This is a genomic window from Nostoc sp. PCC 7107 (assembly GCF_000316625.1).
Lineage (GTDB): Bacteria > Cyanobacteriota > Cyanobacteriia > Cyanobacteriales > Nostocaceae > Nostoc_B.
The window spans coordinates 1199570-1218585 of the sequence record NC_019676.1 but is presented as its reverse complement, the minus strand read 5'-3'; the positions used below and the strand labels follow the sequence as shown (position 1 = coordinate 1218585).

Annotated in this window: 19 protein-coding genes and 1 tRNA gene; 10 read left to right on the top strand and 10 right to left on the bottom strand. The window is 41.6% G+C overall.

Translation table 11 applies throughout. The annotated features are described in order from the left end of the window. Positions 1-42 precede the first annotated feature (42 nt). The gene (locus NOS7107_RS05195) at positions 43-2985 is read right to left on the bottom strand and encodes a tetratricopeptide repeat protein (protein ID WP_015111935.1); all 2943 of its coding nucleotides are present in this window, start codon (positions 2983-2985) and stop codon (positions 43-45) included. A gap of 170 nt (positions 2986-3155) precedes the next feature. Between NOS7107_RS05195 and NOS7107_RS28445 the strand changes: the two genes are divergently transcribed. Then, a complete protein-coding gene (locus tag NOS7107_RS28445; RefSeq protein WP_015111934.1) occupies positions 3156-3308 on the top strand; it encodes a hypothetical protein in 153 nt (50 codons plus the stop codon). 153 nt (positions 3309-3461) lie between these two features. Here the strand turns inward: NOS7107_RS28445 and NOS7107_RS05190 are convergent, their stop codons facing one another. From NOS7107_RS05190 to NOS7107_RS05175, 4 genes are all read right to left on the bottom strand, one after another. Continuing rightward, positions 3462-3980, bottom strand: a complete 519-nt coding sequence (locus NOS7107_RS05190; protein WP_015111933.1) for a hypothetical protein — start codon at positions 3978-3980, stop codon at positions 3462-3464. A gap of 5 nt (positions 3981-3985) precedes the next feature. Next, positions 3986-5134 (bottom strand): ParM/StbA family protein, encoded by a 1149-nt coding sequence (locus tag NOS7107_RS05185; RefSeq protein ID WP_015111932.1) that lies wholly within the window; start codon positions 5132-5134, stop codon positions 3986-3988. Positions 5135-5357: 223 nt separating this feature from the next. Further along, entirely contained in the window at positions 5358-5972 is a 615-nt protein-coding gene (locus NOS7107_RS05180; RefSeq protein ID WP_015111931.1) for a DedA family protein, read from the bottom strand. Positions 5973-6231: 259 nt separating this feature from the next. Continuing rightward, on the bottom strand, positions 6232-7311 hold the full coding sequence (locus tag NOS7107_RS05175; RefSeq protein ID WP_044500526.1) for a Gfo/Idh/MocA family protein: 1080 nt from the start codon (positions 7309-7311) through the stop codon (positions 6232-6234). Positions 7312-7802: 491 nt separating this feature from the next. Here NOS7107_RS05175 and queC point away from each other — a divergent pair, with 491 nt between their 5' ends. Beyond that, on the top strand, positions 7803-8477 hold the full coding sequence (queC, locus tag NOS7107_RS05170) for a 7-cyano-7-deazaguanine synthase QueC (RefSeq protein WP_015111929.1): 675 nt from the start codon (positions 7803-7805) through the stop codon (positions 8475-8477). A 107-nt stretch (positions 8478-8584) separates the two neighbouring features. Here queC and NOS7107_RS05165 read toward each other — a convergent pair whose 3' ends face one another. Both NOS7107_RS05165 and NOS7107_RS05160 read right to left on the bottom strand, forming a co-directional pair. Continuing rightward, positions 8585-9934: a hemolysin family protein gene (locus NOS7107_RS05165; protein WP_015111928.1), complete on the bottom strand. Its 1350-nt coding sequence runs from the start codon at positions 9932-9934 to the stop codon at positions 8585-8587. Between the two features lie 98 nt (positions 9935-10032). Next, positions 10033-10731 carry a hypothetical protein gene (locus tag NOS7107_RS05160; RefSeq protein ID WP_015111927.1) on the bottom strand — a complete coding sequence of 233 codons (699 nt, stop codon included), beginning with the start codon at positions 10729-10731 and terminating at the stop codon, positions 10033-10035. Positions 10732-10921: 190 nt separating this feature from the next. On the opposite strand from NOS7107_RS05160, the gene NOS7107_RS05155 reads away from it, so the two are divergent. Next, positions 10922-10994: transfer RNA gene (locus NOS7107_RS05155), tRNA-Ile, on the top strand. 136 nt (positions 10995-11130) lie between these two features. Here the strand turns inward: NOS7107_RS05155 and NOS7107_RS05150 are convergent. Next, positions 11131-11547, bottom strand: a complete 417-nt coding sequence (locus tag NOS7107_RS05150; RefSeq protein ID WP_015111926.1) for a hypothetical protein — start codon at positions 11545-11547, stop codon at positions 11131-11133. A gap of 101 nt (positions 11548-11648) precedes the next feature. Here NOS7107_RS05150 and pyrE point away from each other — a divergent pair, with 101 nt between their 5' ends. The 5 genes from pyrE to NOS7107_RS05135 all read left to right on the top strand — a co-directional run bounded on the left by pyrE (position 11649) and on the right by NOS7107_RS05135 (position 14491). Further along, complete coding sequence (pyrE, locus tag NOS7107_RS05145) at positions 11649-12269, top strand: orotate phosphoribosyltransferase (protein ID WP_015111925.1); 621 nt, start codon at positions 11649-11651, stop codon at positions 12267-12269. A gap of 359 nt (positions 12270-12628) precedes the next feature. Beyond that, positions 12629-12763, top strand: coding sequence for a hypothetical protein (locus NOS7107_RS29645; protein ID WP_301280981.1), 135 nt, complete (start codon positions 12629-12631; stop codon positions 12761-12763). A gap of 21 nt (positions 12764-12784) precedes the next feature. Then, positions 12785-12943, top strand: coding sequence for a transposase (locus NOS7107_RS29115; protein WP_216594396.1), 159 nt, complete (start codon positions 12785-12787; stop codon positions 12941-12943). Between the two features lie 15 nt (positions 12944-12958). Further along, entirely contained in the window at positions 12959-13270 is a 312-nt protein-coding gene (locus NOS7107_RS29110; protein WP_052314752.1) for a hypothetical protein, read from the top strand. Between the two features lie 948 nt (positions 13271-14218). Continuing rightward, the gene (locus tag NOS7107_RS05135) at positions 14219-14491 is read left to right on the top strand and encodes a GlsB/YeaQ/YmgE family stress response membrane protein (protein WP_015111924.1); all 273 of its coding nucleotides are present in this window, start codon (positions 14219-14221) and stop codon (positions 14489-14491) included. 572 nt (positions 14492-15063) lie between these two features. Here NOS7107_RS05135 and NOS7107_RS05130 read toward each other — a convergent pair. Together NOS7107_RS05130 and NOS7107_RS05125 are read right to left on the bottom strand one after the other, a co-directional pair. After that, entirely contained in the window at positions 15064-15438 is a 375-nt protein-coding gene (locus NOS7107_RS05130) for a hypothetical protein (RefSeq protein WP_015111923.1), read from the bottom strand. Positions 15439-15896: 458 nt separating this feature from the next. After that, positions 15897-16721, bottom strand: coding sequence for a carbohydrate ABC transporter permease (locus NOS7107_RS05125; RefSeq protein ID WP_015111922.1), 825 nt, complete (start codon positions 16719-16721; stop codon positions 15897-15899). A 239-nt stretch (positions 16722-16960) separates the two neighbouring features. Here NOS7107_RS05125 and NOS7107_RS05120 point away from each other — a divergent pair, with 239 nt between their 5' ends. Both NOS7107_RS05120 and NOS7107_RS05115 read left to right on the top strand, forming a co-directional pair. Continuing rightward, on the top strand, positions 16961-17656 hold the full coding sequence (locus NOS7107_RS05120) for an aldehyde oxygenase (deformylating) (protein WP_015111921.1): 696 nt from the start codon (positions 16961-16963) through the stop codon (positions 17654-17656). A gap of 258 nt (positions 17657-17914) precedes the next feature. Then, on the top strand, positions 17915-18934 hold the full coding sequence (locus NOS7107_RS05115) for a long-chain acyl-[acyl-carrier-protein] reductase (RefSeq protein ID WP_015111920.1): 1020 nt from the start codon (positions 17915-17917) through the stop codon (positions 18932-18934). Positions 18935-19016 lie beyond the last annotated feature (82 nt).

The following is a 19016-nucleotide window of genomic DNA, read 5'->3' as shown; positions in this document are numbered from 1 at the left end:
TTGGAGATAAAAGCTTGATTGATGAGGTTGGGAACTTGAATTTTACTGTTGTGAGTTGGGGCGATCGCGCAAATCTGCTAAACTTTTACGCACAGCAACGGTATTAGGATGATTTGCGCCTAATCGACGCTCAAAAATATCTAATGCTTGTATGTAAAGGGGTTCGGCTTCACTGTATCTGCCTTGATCGCGGTAGAGTGCCGCTAGGTTATTGAGACTTTGTGCAACATCTGGATGTTCTTCTCCTAGAACCTTGCGCCTAAGTGCCAAAGCTTGAATGTTAAGGCCTTCGGCTTCGCTGTATCTGCCTTGGTCATGGTAGAGATACGCTAGGTTGTAGAGACAAGCAGCAACTTCCGAATGTTCATCTCCCAGCAGCTTGCGCGTGAGTGCTAAAGCTTGGATGTAAAGGGGTTCTGCTTCGCTGTATCTGCCTTGGACATTGTAGAGTAACGCTAGGTTGTTGAGGCTTTGTGCGACATCTCGATGTTCATCTCCCAGCAGCTTGCGCCTGAGTTTTAAAGCTTGGATGTAAAGGGGTTCTGCTTCGCTGTATCTGCCTTGATAGTCGTAGACTGCCGCTAAGTTGTTGAGGGTTTGTGCGACATCTCGATGTTCATCTCCCAGCAGCTTACGCGTGAGTGCCAAAGCTTGAATGCAAAGGTGTTCAGCTTCGCTGTATCTGCTCTGGGAACGGTAGAGATACGCTAGGTTGTGGAGGCTATTGGCGACATCTGGATGTTCATCTCCCAGCAGCTTGCGCCTGAGTTTTAAAGCTTGGATGTAAAGGGGTTCTGCTTCGCTGTATTTTCCTTGTCCATAGTAGAGTAACGCTAGATTGTTGAGGCTAGTGAGGACATCTGGATGTTCTTCTCCCAGCAGCTTGCGCCTGAGTGCCAAAGCTTGAATATGAAGGGCTTCGGCTTCGCTGTATCTGCCTTGGAAACGATAGAGTACCGCTAGGTTGTTTAGGGTTTGTGCGACATCTGGATGTTCTTCTCCTAGCAGCTTGCGCCTGAGTGCCAAAGCTTGAATATGAAGGGCTTCGGCTTCGCTATATCTGTCTTGGGAACGGTAGAGTTCCGCTAGGTTGTTGAGGCTATTGGCGACATCTGGATGTTCTTCTCCCAGCAGCTTGAGCGTAAGTGCCAAAGCATCGATGCAAAGAGGTTCTGCTTCGCTGTATCTGCCTTGGGAGTAATAGAGATCCGCAAGGTTGTTGAGGCTAGTGGCGACATCTGGATGTTCTTCTCCCAAGCGTTTTTTAGTGATTTCTAGACACTGCTCACGCCAAGGTGCTGCTTTGTCATACAATCCCTGACCTTTATAAAATCGAGCGTTGCCAACAAATGCCCAAATCAAATCTTCGTCGCTAACGTATTGAATGAGATGATTCGCTACTTCTGATATGTGAGGTATGGCGGGGGACAAGGCGGCGATTTGCTCAAGGATGGGAATTTCAGGAATATTTTTAGCAACTGCTACCATTACCTTGCAAATTGATCGCTTAAATTCCTCTTTCTGCTCTAAACCTTCCAGCTTATCTTTAAAAAACTCCCGCAACAGAGGATGCAGTTGATAAATTCCCTCACCTTTGGACTGAACTAGATGTAACTGTAACAACTCACGTCTGGTTTGTTTCCAATTTGGAACCTCATTATTTATTGTTATACTCTCCACCAATTCCCAAGGAATGGGAGCTAAGGCAAATAAACTCAAAACACAGCCTAAATGTTGGGCATTTTCTCGCAACCGTCGCCAACTTAACTCAAAAGCAGCAGCAACACCCAATTCAGTCTTCATTTCTTGGGGAACTTCAACTAAAGCCAGATTTTTCAAACGCTCTTTTTCCAAGTCTTGCAGCATTTCTGCTAAAGATAATTCCTCATCACCCAACAAATAACGCCCGACTAATTCCAACCCCAGTGGCAAATATCCCAACCACTTACAAAGCTTTCTCGCAACTAACGGCTCACGTCGCAGTCGTTCCCTACCAATTATGGATTTTAATAACTGCATCGCCGCGAGTGGTGTCAGCACATCTAAATCTAATCGCACTATTGGCGGTTGTAATTTCTCCCGCGTGGTAATTAACTGCTTAAACCGAGCCGGAACCGAATCTAAATAACACCGAACTTCATCTCGATAGTTAGTGACGTTATCAATTACCAGTAAAACCTCACCTTCAGGCCATTTTGTCAGACAGAATTGTACTCTCGGAGCTAACTCTGAATAATCTGGGATGTTCAATTGCAGCTTATTACGAGCAAAATCCACCAGTTGCACTCCCACATCCTGCAATGCAGACAACCAGCAAATTCCGCCTTGATAAGTAACGCGGTGCGAATTGGCATATTGCAAAGCTAATTCTGTTTTCCCGACTCCACCCATCCCTGCAATAGCTGCAATAGCTACCTGTTGATTATCCTGCAAGAAACGATGGAGTTTTTGCAATTCCGTTTCACGTCCAACAAACTCCACCACACCACTCAAGGGAATATTTTCGTAACGGGTAGGCTTGGGTTGAGTTTTTTTACTTTTCTCACGCTGCACACCGGGTAATTCTTCTCGTCGGCGTTGCCATTCTGCATCAAATTTATGCAAATTCTCTTCTTTGTGGCTTTTATCATGCCAAAGAGTCAGTCGAAAATGCCAATCTTCTGAGCCTCGCTTGTGTTCGCGCAAATCTTCGAGAATGCCTAGAAAGTCTTCTAGTCGTTTTAATGCTTCTCCAGCTTGGTTATTGGCTGCTTTGTCAGCTTTATCTTTAGTTTTTTGCTTTTTTAGTTGCTGTTGAGTAAAACCGCTAAGTTCCGCCAAAACTCTTAGCTGTGTTCTGACTATTACTTGCTGCGGTGTTTCCCAATTAAGAGCAATTTTATAAAGTTCACTGTCTTCTAACTCATCATTGGCATAAGCCAAAAACCTTTCTAAAAGTTTCCTTACCCGCGCTTCAACTTCTTCACCATAGCTAACACGCGCCATCGCTTATTCTTGCCCAAATTTGCGACAAAGTTTCGGGATTCCCCAAACTTAATCTAGCATCCCCAAACTCGAACCTCAGCAGATTCACGCATCACCGCTAACAGACAACTGCTTTTGCTTTCGTGTACTACCCCAAATTTACCTTTGCTTCAGCGTTTGAGGCAAAGTAAATGAAAGCTAAGAAACTGATGGCAGTTGTGTTGTTTCTGATTCCCCTAATTGCTGACTTGTTCATCCCAGGTTCAGGACTAGCAATTGAATTGGCATTACTAATGTGGGAATTGCTGGAAACAGAAGAAGATGATTTAACGCGATCGCTCTAAATTTATCATGTAGACTTAATATCCCCGACTTTTTGAAAAAGTTGGGGATCTGGAGATGTTAGGCGATCGCCATGATAAAAATTAATAATCCTTAATAGTCTGCACTACTAAGGATCTCCAAAAAATAATAATACTCACAATCCAAACCGTCTCTTAAAAATCATCAAGAAACTGACTCAGACGACTAATCACAGGGTCAACATCTTCATTAGGTGTAGCAGCGTAGGTAGTGTTAACCATTTCCTTTGCTGGAACTGTTGACACTACAGGCGCTGGCGCTGGTGAAGTTGGAGGCTGATGGTGAATAATCGGCGGTCGCTCTGTCACCAAAATGGCTAGATGCGCCATTTGTTGCGTGAGTTGCACAATATGGCGTTCCATCGCCTCCAAACGATTCGATTCTTTAGCGAAAAAACGTTCCTCAAGGTCAGCCACTTGGCGGTGCAGTTCATCGATTTTCTGTTCAACCGACTCTGCGGCTATTGGTTTAGAAGCAGGTTTAACAGCTTCCGGGACACATAAAAATTGCCATAGGGCTTCTTTACAGAGGTCGCTAAAAGACTTTTCTGGTTGAGGCTCTAAATGGCTTTCTACCAGCGACAACAAGCTTTCGTCTGCAACTTCTGGGTTGAACGTGACCGATTTAACTACTTTTTTTGACCATTGGAACATTGGCTTTAAGACCTAGCAGCGCGAACGGCGGATAATTGCGCCTCTCCATAAATATACTGCCCCAAGGCGTTAGCTTGGCGAGATGGTGCAGCTAAATGAGCGTTGATTTTGGCATCCTTTAACAGACGTTGCACATCTTCCCAGAAGAATTCGCCGCCGCCACCAGTGATAATCACATCAGTCACACGCTCAGGGAGCCAAGCGAGGACACGGCTGCAAATATCACGAGAAAACATTTCAATCAAGTTGGGGAGGAAATCATCAAGGTTAGCGGGCTTACTAGAGCCTTTGGGACGATAAAAACGCTCTCCCTTGGGTTTGTTAACAGCAGAAATGAGTGCCAGAGATTGGCTGTCTGCGCCCTCAATTTCTTTAGCTACCATTTCGTAGAATTTGCTCATCCCGAAGTCTTCACTCTTAGAAGCTCCTCGTGCGAAGCGGAAATTATCTACCATCAACAAATCGATTGTTTGATGGCCAATATCCACAATGGCTGCCGATACTTTGGTAAAGTCGGGGCTGGAAGCGCTTTTTTTAGGTTGAGCTTCACACCAGAGAAGACTACCGTAGCCTTCAGGCATGACCCAAACTTTGTTGATGTTGAGGGAGACTGTTTCACCTCTAAAGTTCATTATGTGAGGGCCAGTCAGCTGACTGATGATCTGAGCCTTTTCTTTTTCAAACTGCTCTAAAGAGAGGAAGGGTAAACCCAACACGATAGAAATTTCGTCTTTGAGCTTGAAATAGCCAGCACAAGCCAAAACTTTAGCCAGTGCATCTTCTACCTTAGATTTACCGACTCCGAGATTTGCGCCAAAGTCGGCGGCTAGTTGACCGATGGCAAAGCCACTGCCTTGATATTCCATCCACAAATCCATTAAAGGATCTGTTGCACGGGCTTCAAAAATACCCCCCCGGACTTCCTCCATTGACATTTGTTTGACATTGGCGGGGATGAAAATCACATTACCGGGTTCGCGGCTAACAGAAGTCTTGGTAGAAGTTCTGCCTAAGTCCACACTGAGAATCGATTTGCCAGAACCGCCATTTGTTTTAGCGGTAGTAGCAGTATTAATTGGGGTAGATGCTGAAACCCTGTTGAGAGGGATAGCAGCAGCATTCATTGGGGTAGCGGCGGAAGGTTGGTCTGTCATGAAAGCTCCTAGTCCTTTCTTAACTGTCAAAATTTAACTTGCTCATCTTACATACAAACATGCGAGATACCAGAAATTCTAGGTTTCGTCAAGTGTAACTACGAATACGCCTAACGCTGAGTTAGGCGATCGCAAATTCAGCATTATTTGGCATAGTGTAGGCGAATTTTTACCAGATGTAACCCCCCAACTTTAAAACAACTTTAAATTAGGGTTGTGTATTTTAGTGTCTAGTCTTTTTTCGCCTACGCTTGAGTATCCAGACCACAAATGCCAAAACCAAGCTCCCAAGCACAATTTTTGATACTGGCGCAAGGTACTTGTCCACAAGTTCATACTGGCTACCCAACACGTATCCTGAGTATGTTAACAAACCTACCCAGGCAGCACTACCCAAGGTTGTATAAAATAAAAATGGTAGCAAAGGCATATTGCTAATGCCTGCCGGTACGGAAATCAAAGTACGGATTCCCGGTACAAGACGACCAATTAACACTGCTTTGCTACCTTGAGAATCAAACCAGTGCTTTGCTTTGGTAATATCTTTGCTGGATATGGTTAACCACTTGCCGTACTGATCAGCCCACCTTTTTAAGCGCTGTTCGCCCAAAAACTTACCAGGATAGTACCATACAAGTGCGCCAGCTACAGAACCGACAACTCCGGCAAAAAAGACCCCAAAAAAATTTAACTTGTCGGGATTTGCTCTAGCGGTAAATCCCGCCAGGGGCATAATCAATTCTGAGGGAATCGGGGGAAATAAGTTCTCTACGAACATTAACAACGCAATGCCTACGTAACCCAAGGAACTGATAGTATTAGTAATCCATTCGAGCATCGAGTCTCTTCCTAAAATTGCTGCATGAATTTAATTGCCTAATCTAGCGTTAATCTTCTAAAAACTTTACTGATAATCAGTACTTGTTGGAGACATATTCATCAGAAAGATTAGTGATGAATATGGGTGTAAGGTTTTTCTTAATTACACCCACGCAATTATTCATCTCATTGCGTAAATTCTACATAATAGCCAAATTTTAGGGGCGCAATAATGATTACGCCCCTAAACATTTTATGTATTCAATTGAGCAGAACTGTTAAATTGTGGAAGTTAAAGATTGGACTCTGGAATCAGATTCCCAATCTAATGGGTTAAAAACTCTCTCTTCTAAAGCCATTTGCTCAATTAAACTGGCTAATCTGAGGGCTTTGAGAGCTTGTTCTCCACCGACGGAAGGTTGATTTCCACCGTGGACACAATAGACAAAATGCTCTAACTCTGCGCTTAGGGGTTGAATATTGGTGGTGTAGACTTTTTCAATCAAACCATCTTGTCTGTAAAGTAACTGACGATTGTCAGTTAAATTGGTGGTTGTTTGTCGATGAACCAGAATTTCGTTCTTGAGAAAGTCTGCTTCTGTGAAGGAGTTTTTGCAATGGGCAACAATGCGCCGAATTTTTTTGTGAGTGACTTTGCTGGCTGTGAGAGTAGCAACAATGCCATTGGCAAATCCCAAGGTGGCTGTCACGTAATCTAAATAACCAGAGTCTAAAGCACGCGTACCGCTTGCTGTCAGTTTGACAACTGGGGAGGCAGCTAATTCTAGCATTAAGTCAATGTCGTGGATCATTAAATCCAATACGACGGAAACATCATTAGCCCGATCTGAGTAAGGACTCATCCGGTGAGCTTCCAGCGCCAGCAATTCTTCAGTTTTCAGGACTTTACTCAGTTCCCGAAATGCCGGATTAAAGCGCTCAATGTGACCTACTTGCAAAATGCACCCAGATTCAGCCGCGGCATTGACTAGAGATTCTGCTTCGGAAATACTAGCAGCGATCGGCTTTTCAATTAAAACGTGAATTCCAGCTAATAGACAATTAATGCCGACAGCATAATGCAGGCGAGTAGGTACGGCGATGCACACTGCTTCCACATGGGGTAGCAAGTCACAATAATCTTCAAAAAAACGCACCTTGTATTTGCTGGCGGTTTCTAAGCCTCGTTCAACATTGATATCTGCCACACCGATTAGTTCAACATCTTTCATTGAACTCAATACGCGGGCATGATGTTGTCCCATGTTACCCACCCCGATTACGCCTACGCGAATCGGTCTTGGTTGATTGCGCTGTGTGTATGAATTTGATTCTGCCACTGACATGCTATTTTGCACTATTGTTCTCTCCTCAACCACCAAATTTAGAGACGCTGCGGCCGTTGGCATTTATACTGAACAGCCAGGTATGATCCGTCTAAAACCATCCAGATGGTAACATAGAGGCTCTGTTTATGAAGAATTTCAAAGTTTGCGATAGTTCCCGCAATCTGGCTGTCTTTTTTATGTTCAGTTTTAAATCAATCAGTTTTTTGGTATTTGCACAATAGCTAATGTGTTTTTTTATTAACTTTAAACATAAACTAAATTGTAAGTGAAAATTTATCAATGTCAGTTAGGCAATTGTTTAGCGGTAGATTTACCAACTTAAAACGTGATAAATAAATAATTTTTTGGTCGGTAAAATTACAAAAAAGTGACAATCACACTGAGGTAATAGTCCAGTTTATAAACTGGTACAGTATAGAAAAAAAAGATGGGTGAGGCTGATTTGTACTTTTTTAATATGATGATTTGGCAAGTTAAAATCTAAAAGTTTGGCAGCCGAGATGAAAGCCGTAATTTTGTTGTCTGGGGGATTGGACTCTTCTACTGTACTGTATCAAGCCAAGGCGGATGGTTGTGAATGTTACGCAATTTCTTTTGATTACCAACAGCGACATCGCCGAGAGTTAAACTCAGCTAGGTATGTAGCGCAAACAGCACAGGTGGTAGAACATCAGGTAGTCAATTTTGATTTACGACAATGGGGTGGTTCAGCACTGACTGATGACAAAATCGATTTACCCCAAGCGCGTTCTTTGGATGAAATGTCGCAAAATATTCCTGTAACTTATGTACCTGCGCGGAATACGATATTTTTAAGCTTTGCCTTAGGCTATGCAGAAGCGATCGCTGCTGAACGAGTTTACATTGGTGTGAATGCCTTAGATTATTCCGGCTATCCTGATTGCCGTCCTGACTACATCCAAGCAATGCAGGAAGTTTTTCGCCTGGGAACCAAGCAAGGCCGAGAAGGTAGCCCAATTGCGATCGTCGCCCCTTTAGTGAATCTGAAAAAAACTGAAATTATCCAGCTTGGTAATACTTTAGGTGTTCCTTGGAATTTAACTTGGTCTTGTTATAGCGGCGGTGATGTGGCTTGCGGAGTCTGTGATTCTTGTCGCCTACGGCTGGCAGCTTTTGATGAATTGGGATTACAAGACCAGGTTACTTATGCTTAGGGTGTAAGGGTGTAGGTTTTTACAACCCTAATACCTCTCCCAAGAGCAATTTTACAACCCTAATACCCCTCCCAAGCGCAACAGACCATGTTTGTGCGTAAGTCCTATTACTCCCTCGGTAAGCGTTGAACTTGAATTTGATGCAGCCTTGGCCCAAAAACTGAGACTATGGTGAATTGAAGATTTTGATATACAAAGATTTCACCTTTCGTGGGCATTTTCTGTAATTGATAAAGTACAAAACCACCCAAAGTTTGATATTCCCTCGTTAAAGGCAAACTGAGATTTAAAACCTCGTTGAGGTCTTCGAGATTAATCTGTGCTTGTACTAAAAATGTGTTCTGATCCACAATCTCAATTAACAAGTCTTCGCTATTTGCTGGTTCTCCTGTATTGCCAATAATTTCGCCAATCACATCTTGGATGGTCACTAACCCAACAGTCCCGCCAAATTCATCTACGACGATGACCATAGCGGGCTTTTCTTGCTGCATCATAGGCAATAGTTCACTTAAGGGCGTGTTTTCTGGGACAAATCGGGCGGGACGCATCCACGGTTGGAGATGGGATGTAAAAGTGAGTTTTTCCATCGCCAAGGGTTGCGCCAAATCCCGAAAATAAACAATGCCGCGAATGTCATCTAAAGATTCGCCAATAATGGGATAGCGGGAGTGACCTGTAGCAGTCATTTCTTGAAGTAAATTCTGGAACGTAGCATCTTTTGGTAAACCGATCATCCCATTCCGAGGAATCATCACATCTTGGGCGGTGACATCACCAAATTCAAAGACGTTATTTAGCAGTTGACGTTCAGAATGTTCTAAGCCAGTAGATTCTCGTTCTGTGGCAATGATCATCTGTAATTCTTCTGAGGTAACTGGTGGTCTCCAGCTTTGACCTGTGTATTCAATACCAAAAATTCGTAACAAACAAAGAGTTGATTGGTTCAGAATCCAGATGAAGGGACTGAAAAAACGGACGATCGCTTTAACGGAAGGGCCTAAAAATCGCGCTAGTTGTTCGGAATAAAGCAGCGCTAACGATTTTGGGCATAATTCCCCTAAGACAATTTGCAGATAGGCTACTAAAAAGAAGGCTATGGGAATTGACAGGGAATGGGCGATAAAGTTAGTTGTTGTGGCGGGTAAAGGCCAGGATTTCAACCATGTGCTAACCAATGCGACAATTGTACTTTCGCCAATCCAGCCCAGTGCCAAACTCGAAAGGGTAATACCCAACTGTGTTGTCGATAGCAGCCGATCAATGCTGCGTTGCAACGTTTCAACGGCGATCGCTTGAATATCACCAGCCTTAACTAACTGATGAATCCGCGATCGCCGCACTGTCACCATCGAAAATTCTGCTGTCACAAAAAAGGCATTGATGGCAATCAGCAGTAGTACTGATAATAATCGCAGCCCTACATCTGCCCAAGTTAAACCAGGAAAACCAATCACTGCCAAAGCTCTTGTAAATTCACTTAAAGTAAAAAGGTAAAAGGTAAAAGTAAAAAGAATCTTTTGCCTTTTTACTTTTTACTTTTTACTTCCCGTCCCTACCTTGCTACAGGAATGTCAGATACATCTAACTTGAGTTTTTGTGCAGGATAATCTGTCAGAGACAGAGACACTTTGTTCACATCATCCAGTAAAGCTGTAGGAATAATCACTGTACCGGAAAATGTCGGGCCATTGGCAGGTAATTCTGCTGGTAAACCTTCTGTACTGGCGCTTAAGGTTCTACCTTTGTCGTCTGTAACATCTAAAAAACTATACAAGAAGCGCACAGAATCTTTCCCTTTGTTCTGCATTTTTACTTTCAAAAGTAAATCGCCTCCAGAATAACGCGCCGATTGCACTGCAAAAGTTACACCTTCACTTTCGGCATTCACGGGGAATCCTGGTTGGGGTTTTTCTTCAACTACTTCCTGTGGTTTTTCTTGCGGCTTCTTTTTGTTGTTAATATCTTCATCGTCGTCTTCTAATTTTTCTGATTTGGCAGCTTTACCCTTACCATCAATCCGAGACTTAACAATTTTTAATATTTCTTCTTCTTTTAATAACGTTACTCCTGGCTGTTGGGAGTTATTGGTCTTAGCGCTGGCGAATTTGGTGGTCGGGCGACCATCTGGGGTTGATACTCCTTTGAGAGCCAAACTTCCCAAATTAAACCCTAAAAACGCACTTACAGACCCTGCGCCCAACATCAGGATTAACAGAATCAACGTCAGTATTACAGTAGAATTTATTTTCATCGCTGATAAGCTGTTGCTGAAGAATGCTGGCCTATATTAAGAGCATTGAAGTTATGTGCCTCAATCCTTAAAGGAACTTAATCAATCATAGTGTGCATCATTTCATAATTAAATTATGTAGTATAAAAATCTGATAAACTGTGGTACAAGGGTAGACAAATAGTAAATTTGAGATAAAATTAATATTCGACCAGGGTTGGCCGAGCGGTTGAGGCAGCGAACTCATAATTCGCCCAAGGCAGGTTCAACTCCTGCACCCTGGATTTTTTAAGTGCTGAGTGAGTAATCAGTTGTATCAAGCAGAATTTCAGAAGTCAGAATTCAGAATTCAGAATTAACTCTGTAGAAAACTTCGGCAAGCTTCTAATCACTTCTTTTAACTACTCAGCACTCAGCACTTTAAAAGCGGAATTCTGTACCGACTTTGAGCTTGTTACTATTTAAGCGAGGAGATGCAAGTAAAGAAGTGTCATAAGGATTGGGTAAATCTGGTGTACGTAGATAAGGGTCATTACCGACTTGCTGAGTCATAACATCTCGATAGAGAGTGTTCATCAATTCAGCATCACGGGCTATTTCATTTTCTGGAAAAGAATCCTTGAAACCGGAACCATTACCCAGAAAATTTTGTAGCTGACGCTTGGGAGTGTTATTTTCGTAAAAATTGCGATCGTGACGGAAGTAAGCTCGCTCAAATGCTTCATTAGCTGTTTCGTAATTGGGTGTTGCCGTCTCAGCAAATGCCATAGAGGGAAAAACGAACCCTGTAGCTAAAAGCACTAAAAAACCACCAAAGGGTTGAAACTTTATACCCATCTTGCTTAACTCCTCAATTTTGAGCAAATCTTAACTTATGCTTAATTGCAGAACTCTGATGAGTTCAACCTTTGGTGTAGCACAACTGATAATCATTTGTAATGACGCATTCTACTGAAACCCTTACCCAGGCTGATATGTGGTCAGCTACTGCTGACTTAACTACTTTGCGCCACAAACTACTAGACTTGTTTTGCCAACTCGCCTATCAAGAAGGTGATTTTGTACTGGCTTCAGGGCTACGTAGTACTTATTACATTAATAAAACCCAGGTAACTCTTCATCCCCAAGGTGCTTTAGCCGTTGGACGCTTATTATTTCCCCTACTACCTGCGGATACTCAAGCTGTGGCAGGTTTAACATTAGGTGCTGATCCCATTGTGACAGCAGTCAGCGTGGTTTCTGTTTATGAAAATCGACCCATCCCAGCACTAATTATTCGCAAAGAAGCCAAGGGTTACGGAACAAAAGCTTATATTGAAGGCCCCACTTTGGCAGAAGGTGCAAAAATTGTCGTTTTAGAAGATGTAGTGACAACTGGCCAGTCTGCCTTAAAAGCGGTGAATCGCCTTAAAGATGCAGGATATACTGTTGAGCAAGTAATTGGACTTGTAGACCGCAAGCAAGGAGGTGCAGAATTGTACCAATCTGTTGGTTTAAAGTTTGAAGCGCTGTTTGAAATTGCAGAAGTTCAACAAAGGTATCGGGAATTAGCAGGTTAAGGTGCTAAGTTAACCCCCAAGCATTGAGAAAAGCGGCTTTTAAGTGTAAAAGTATCGGGGTGTAAAAGTTTTTCATACTTACACCCTGATAATTGTGTGTTAGCAAATATTTGTGTCTAAGTAGCCGTCATGAACTGCGTACAGCAGAACGCATGAAAAAGGGATAATAAAAGGAGCATGGTGTTCTACAGAGTTCGTTCGTTCTTGGTGCGTAAAAGCCTGTTAAATAGCCAGAACCAGATACCCGCAAGAACCGGTAACTGTTGCGCCTGTTAAAGAGGAAAGCACGTAAGTCAGATTATGACTCATGGGTATCAACAGGACACTGTGCCTTGTCGCCAAGATCAGGTGAGGTAGTTATGGAAATAGTATATTCCCGTTGTGCAGGTCTGGATGTCCATAAAAAGACAGTAGTGGCTTGTGCAATCACACCCAAATCGAGTGGTGGTTGTCACAAAGAAATTCAAACATTTGGAACAATGACCAGGGATTGACTACATTTGTCAGATTGGTTGATGGCAAGGGAATGTACTCACGTAGCGATGGAAAGCACGGGAGAGTATTGGCGGCCAGTATTTAATATCTTGGAGGCAAATTTTCAAGTATTACTGGTGAATGCTCACCACATCAAAAACGTACCTGGACGGAAAACTGATACCAAGGATGCTCAATAGATTGGAGAATTACTGATGCACGGACTGTTGCGTGCTAGTTTTATTCCACCGATAGAGCAAAAGGATTTGCGTGACTTGATTCGCCATCGGACAAATTTCATTCGTGAGCGAGCAACGTTAGTCAATCGAGTCCAAAAGGTGTTAGAAGGGGCGAATATCAAACTAGCGGCAGTGGTATCAGATGTCATGGGAGTATCAGCAAGAATGATACTGGATGCTATTGTCAAGGGAGAAACTAACCCACAACTGATGGCTGAACTGGCATCCAAGCGTTTAAAAGACAAACGCGAGCAACTCATACAAGCCCTGGATGGAAAAGTGCGATAATCGCTGTTGCACATTCGATTTGAAAAATCGCCTACTACTTAATTTTGCGTCAGGAGACTTATCAAGATTTAGGAGGTGATTATTTCGATAAACAAAAGCCAGAGGCGACAAAAAACGTTTAGTTAAACGTTTGCAAAAACTAGGATATGAAGTTTCACTGACTCAGCTAGAAACTGCGTCGCCAACGCTTGCCTGATTGAAATAACCTGTCTTTACTTGAGTTCGGATTGTCAAACACAGTCTGTACCGTCATTTTTTCTGCTTAATTTCAGCGCAAAGTATTTTCAAGTCAGAACTGTGCAAATAAACCGAACTATATAACGAAAAGTAAATTTGTCTAAAACCCTCTTCCCTTCTGCCCTTCGGGTTCGGCAGTCCCCCATCTCCTGACGGAGATGCTACGCGAACGACGGGAACGCCAAGACGAGGGCTGCCTCACCTCCTGCCTTGCCATAACACCAATTTTTAACATCTACCTACTTAATTGCTTCGTCTCGATTTGGTCGAGCGCCATTTTTCCATCGGTAATTAAATGTCATAAGTTGCAATGCGCTGAAATTGTGCTTGGGTTTGACTGTATTGATCCTATGTAGGCAATTCATGGTTGCACTCTACCAGAGGTTGAAAGAAATTCGCATTTTTATTGTTAAGAATGTTCATAATTGTCATTTAAGCTTAATTCTTCTAGTAGAGGATAGGGTTAATGAGAAATGCTTATACTGCAATTACCAAGCAATGAATTAACCAGCCCATAGTTTCACAGCAGCTATGGGCTTTTTCTTGAGTTTTTACCTATATTGATTTCGGCATACCTCCAAAGAAGTTACAGCCATATTCAAATACCCCTTCAGGCTACGAATAATTAATTCTGATGATAGATTGGCTGAACTTATTGAACTTGTTAATCTGTAATTGTCAGAAAAAACATTAACTACAAACAAAAAACAAATGAACATTCTTGCTTGGATTATTTTAGGTTTAATTGCTGGTGCTATTGCTAAAGCTATCTACCCTGGTCATCAAGGCGGCGGCATATTGGGAACAATTTTGTTAGGTATCATAGGTGCATTTATTGGTGGTAGCTTAGGAGTATTCTTCAGTACGGGCAATTTTGTACTGGCGGCTCCAACTCTTAGCATTCCTGGTATTTTGGTTGCAGTCTTAGGTGCTATTGTCGCAGTCTTCTTGTGGAATTTGCTAACTCATCGCAGTACTGTTTAATAAATGTACGTGGCTTTAATTTATAGTAAACATCAGGGAACATTCGTTAATATTTTATCCCTGAATTTATTTAAAAAATAGCGTTAGTTTTTTAACGAACTAACGCTATTATTATAGTTTTTATTAGTATTGAATTTATGAATCTCAGACTGAAGTCTGGGGCTATACAAACTAAACCCGCGTAGGCGGGTTTTGAGATAGTCCACCTATCGCGCTAGGCGGACTCGATTTGTGTAGCCGCGATTTCCAATCGCCTGGTATTTTTTTTGCATTAGAGTTTGAATAAAATTAACCGAAATTTTATCCGCGTCCATCTGCATTTATCTGCGGTTAATTGTATCTAAACCTATTGCTTCGTTTTAGTCGTGTTAGTCCACTACATATACTGAGATTTTTCTAAAAAGTCTGATTCCAACAGCTCAATATGGTTCATTTAACAATAAAGGTATTTTTAAACATTAATTGATTGCTAAAACTCTTAACTCAGCACTTTGCTAGAGGGCGAACTCAACACAAAATTACCAGACTGAGAAAGTTCTGGCAAATTCTTGTAAATATTGACTATTGAACCATTAATGAATTCTTTCTCGGAGTAATTGTTCTTCTAATGCCGCAATCCGATTGTAGGCTGCGGTTAATTGCGCTGTCAGTCGTTGTATCTGAATTTCTGGTGTTAAAACCTTATCCCCACCTTGACGATTCATGTCTAAGTAAATGCAATCAGTGAGAACATCCTTATGTTCCAATTCTGGATTCAAACTAATTGATCCTTTTAATTTATAAGGAAAAGTATCACTATTTTCTTGATAGTTATCTTTTGCTTGTGTTTTTGCTAAAGAGCATTCTGAGAAAGCCTGATCCACTTTAAAATCAAGCTGCTCAATTACCTGGTAGAGGGCATCCAGTTTATGGCTTAAAGTCAGGATCTGGTTTTGTAATGGCTCCATCTAATACTCTCGTCAGTATATTTTCTCTATGTTATTCAATTTACTGGCAATGTTAAACATACTTATGAATTATTTAATTATTCAAATATTCTGTCGAAATAAAATACCCAAATCATTAAATCTCAATACTTCTTTAAGTATTAATTAAAATTATAGTTTTTATTTTTATTATATGTAAATTTAAAGTAATTTATTTTTAGAAAAATCTCAAAGCGTAAAAAACAAAAAACTATTTACACATAACTCCAGGTATAAAACCTATTTTTATCGCTAATCTAGTTCTCTTGTAATTCATAGTTTTCTGACAATTGTTTTTTAATTCAGGTTTCATTACTAAAGTGTGCTATGCGCTGAGATGATATTTTTGATGAGCAAACATCTCGAAATTTTTGCCTAACACCGTTGGAAAACGCTCAATTTTTTGTTAAGTCTGCCAAGATAAGAAATTCTCATCAGAATCAATTCTTCATCCCTGTGGTCGCAATGCCGCGAATAAATTGCCGCTGGCCAATCAAAAACAGTATGATAACTGGCACCGTTGCAATAGTTACTGCCGCCATCATCAAAGGCCAGTTATTGGTAAATTGCTCTTGAAATTCAGCTAATGCCAACTGCACTGTTCTTAATTCTGGGCGTGTGGTGAATACCAGAGGCTTAAATAAATCATTCCATTCAGCAATAAAGGTGAACAAAAATAATGTCACTAAAGCTGGGCGGGCTAAAGGTAACAATACCCGCCACAAAATTTGTAACCTGTTCGCCCCATCAATAGTTGCGGCTTCTTCCAATTCTACTGGAATGGTTTGAAAATATTGACGTAAGAGAAATATGCCAAAACCATTGACAGCCGTTGGTAAAATCAGCGCCCCATAAGTATTAATTAAGTGTCCCCACTTTAAAACCAAAAATATCGGTATAACCAACAGCTGAAAAGGAATTACCAAGGTTGCTAAAACAACTAACAATAGAGCTTGTCTACCACGAAATTTCAATCTCGCCAGGGCGTAACCAGCTAAAGCTGAGGTGATCAACTGAAACGCCGTGACGGCGATCGCTACTAAGGTAGAATTAGCAAACGCCAACAGAAACTTCCCTCGCTGCCACGCATCATGGTAATTACCTAAAGTCCAACCTTGAGGCATCATGTCTGGAGTAGCGCCAGGAGGTGCAAAAGATGTGAAAAACACAACAAATAGCGGGAGTAAGACAATTAATGCACCGAGTAGCAGCACCGCTAAACTAACAATATCGCCAGATTTTAGATTCCCACTTGATTTAATCATGAGTAAATAGATAGCAGAAGCTAGGGGCTGGAGAGGAATTGACTATTGACTAGGGACGATTAACCCTTGACTCTTGATTCATTTGTTTCTTTAGCACTAGAGCATCGCCCCCAGCAAAAGCTAATCTATTACATAGTGACTTGTTAAGTTAAATTAAACAACAGTGAAGATTACCCTAAAATTACAGGGGAAATTAAGCGTTAGTATCAAATAATTCATTTTACAGGAGTGAAGATACCATGCAGCAGTTGGCAGCCGAATTAGAAATTGATTTCCAAAGCGAAACATATAAAGATGCCTATAGTCGTATTAATGCGATCGTGATTGAAGGGGAACAAGAAGCTTATGAGAATTACATCAAACTAGCTGAACTGCTGCCGGCAAATCACGATCAACTGATTGGCTTGTCGAAAATGGAAAGCCGCCATAAAAAAGGCTTTGAAGCTTGTGGACGCAATTTAAAAGTTACCCCAGACCTGCAATTTGCTAAGGAGTTTTTTGCACCTCTGCACGATAACTTTAAAGCCGGAGCAGCCGAAAATAAAGTTGTCACCTGCTTACTGATTCAATCTTTGATTATTGAATGCTTTGCGATCGCTGCATACAACTGCTACATTCCTTTTGCTGATGATTTTGCCCGCAAAATTACCGAGGGAGTAGTCAAAGATGAATACAGTCATTTAAACTTTGGTGAAGTTTGGCTCCAACAAAACTTTGAAGCATCCAAAATAGAGCTAGAAGAAGCAAATCGCCAAAATTTACCCATAGTTTGGAAAATGCTCAACCAAGTAGCAGACGATGCCCTCGTTTTAGGCATGGAGAAAGACGCTTTAGTCGAAGATTTCATGATTCAATACGGTGAAGCTTTAAGTAAAATTGGCTTTACAACCAGAGATATCATGCGCTTGTCAGCCTACGGACTTTCCGCTGCTTAAAACAAGTATGAAGTATGAAGGATGAAGATGAAAAAAGAATCCAGAAGTGAGAATTCAGGATACAGAATAACTGAGCCAGAATCTTAAACCCACTGATTTATTGAGATTTTCGTCAAGAATTCATCCTGAATTCTGACTCTTGAATCCGATTTCGCTAAAACTTCAGACTTCAGACTTTATTGTATTTTTTAAGGTTAGGTATTGTCACTTACCCACTAACTTCCACGCTTTCGACGCAGCAAACGCCTAATACACTACATGTTTGGTCTAATTGGACATCTGACTAGTTTAGAACACGCTCAAGCGGTAGCTCAACAATTGGGATACCCAGAATATGCCGATCAAGGTCTTGATTTTTGGTGCAGCGCCCCACCACAAATTGTTGATCACATTAAAGTTACCAGCCTGACTGGAGAGATAATCGAAGGCAAGTACGTAGAATCATGCTTTTTACCAGAAATGCTGGCAAATCGGCGGATTAAGGCGGCAACACGCAAAATTCTGAATGCAATGGCTCATGCTCAAAAGCATGATATAGACATCACAGCTTTAGGCGGTTTTTCATCAATTATTTTTGAAAACTTTAATTTGGAGCAGTTCAGCCAAGTCCGCAACATCAAATTAGAGTTTGAACGCTTCACTACAGGTAATACACACACTGCCTACATTATCTGTCGGCAAGTAGAGGCAGCTGCAAAACAAGCAGGAATTGAACTGTCGAAAGCAACAGTGGCTATATGTGGTGCAACTGGGGATATTGGTAGTGCAGTAACCCGCTGGCTAGATGCCAAAACTGATGTCAAAGAAATTTTGCTGATAGCCCGTAACCAAGAACGACTGCAAAATCTCCAAGACGAATTGGGGCGAGGTAAAATCATGGCTTTGGATGAAGCATTACCCGAAGCTGATATTGTAGTTTGGGTGGCAAGTATGCCCAAAGGCGTGGAAATTGACCCCAAGACGTTAAAACAACCTTGTCTACTGATTGATGGTGGCTATCCCAAAAACTTAGCTACGAAAATTCAACATCATGGCGTTCATATACTCAACGGTGGCATTGTTGAACATTCTTTAGATATTGAATGGAAAATAATGCAAATCGTCAATATGGAAGTGCCAGAACGCCAGCTATTTGCCTGTTTTGCCGAAGCTATGCTACTGGAATTTGAGAAGTTACATACGAACTTTTCTTGGGGGCGTAATCAGATTACCGTAGACAAAATGGAGCAGATTGGTCAAGCATCGGTGAAACACGGCTTTAGGCCTCTGCTGCTTTAAAAAAGTCAAAAGTTAAAAGTTAAAAGATTCTTTTTACTTTTGCCTTTTTACTTTTTAAATCCCCAATCCCTAGTTCCTCACC

Bases quoted from the DNA above. Each gene is read 5' to 3' on its own strand.
- NOS7107_RS05195 (WP_015111935.1), bottom strand. From the start codon at position 2,985: ATGGCGCGTGTTAGCTATGGTGAAGAAGTTGAAGCGCGGGTAAGGAAA.
- NOS7107_RS28445 (WP_015111934.1), top strand. From the start codon at position 3,156: ATGAAAGCTAAGAAACTGATGGCAGTTGTGTTGTTTCTGATTCCCCTA.
- NOS7107_RS05190 (WP_015111933.1), bottom strand. From the start codon at position 3,980: ATGTTCCAATGGTCAAAAAAAGTAGTTAAATCGGTCACGTTCAACCCA.
- NOS7107_RS05185 (WP_015111932.1), bottom strand. From the start codon at position 5,134: ATGACAGACCAACCTTCCGCCGCTACCCCAATGAATGCTGCTGCTATC.
- NOS7107_RS05180 (WP_015111931.1), bottom strand. From the start codon at position 5,972: ATGCTCGAATGGATTACTAATACTATCAGTTCCTTGGGTTACGTAGGC.
- queC (WP_015111929.1), top strand. From the start codon at position 7,803: ATGAAAGCCGTAATTTTGTTGTCTGGGGGATTGGACTCTTCTACTGTA.
- NOS7107_RS05160 (WP_015111927.1), bottom strand. From the start codon at position 10,731: ATGAAAATAAATTCTACTGTAATACTGACGTTGATTCTGTTAATCCTG.
- NOS7107_RS05150 (WP_015111926.1), bottom strand. From the start codon at position 11,547: ATGGGTATAAAGTTTCAACCCTTTGGTGGTTTTTTAGTGCTTTTAGCT.
- pyrE (WP_015111925.1), top strand. From the start codon at position 11,649: ATGACGCATTCTACTGAAACCCTTACCCAGGCTGATATGTGGTCAGCT.
- NOS7107_RS29645 (WP_301280981.1), top strand. From the start codon at position 12,629: ATGGAAATAGTATATTCCCGTTGTGCAGGTCTGGATGTCCATAAAAAG.
- NOS7107_RS29115 (WP_216594396.1), top strand. From the start codon at position 12,785: ATGGCAAGGGAATGTACTCACGTAGCGATGGAAAGCACGGGAGAGTAT.
- NOS7107_RS29110 (WP_052314752.1), top strand. From the start codon at position 12,959: ATGCACGGACTGTTGCGTGCTAGTTTTATTCCACCGATAGAGCAAAAG.
- NOS7107_RS05135 (WP_015111924.1), top strand. From the start codon at position 14,219: ATGAACATTCTTGCTTGGATTATTTTAGGTTTAATTGCTGGTGCTATT.
- NOS7107_RS05130 (WP_015111923.1), bottom strand. From the start codon at position 15,438: ATGGAGCCATTACAAAACCAGATCCTGACTTTAAGCCATAAACTGGAT.
- NOS7107_RS05125 (WP_015111922.1), bottom strand. From the start codon at position 16,721: ATGATTAAATCAAGTGGGAATCTAAAATCTGGCGATATTGTTAGTTTA.
- NOS7107_RS05120 (WP_015111921.1), top strand. From the start codon at position 16,961: ATGCAGCAGTTGGCAGCCGAATTAGAAATTGATTTCCAAAGCGAAACA.
- NOS7107_RS05115 (WP_015111920.1), top strand. From the start codon at position 17,915: ATGTTTGGTCTAATTGGACATCTGACTAGTTTAGAACACGCTCAAGCG.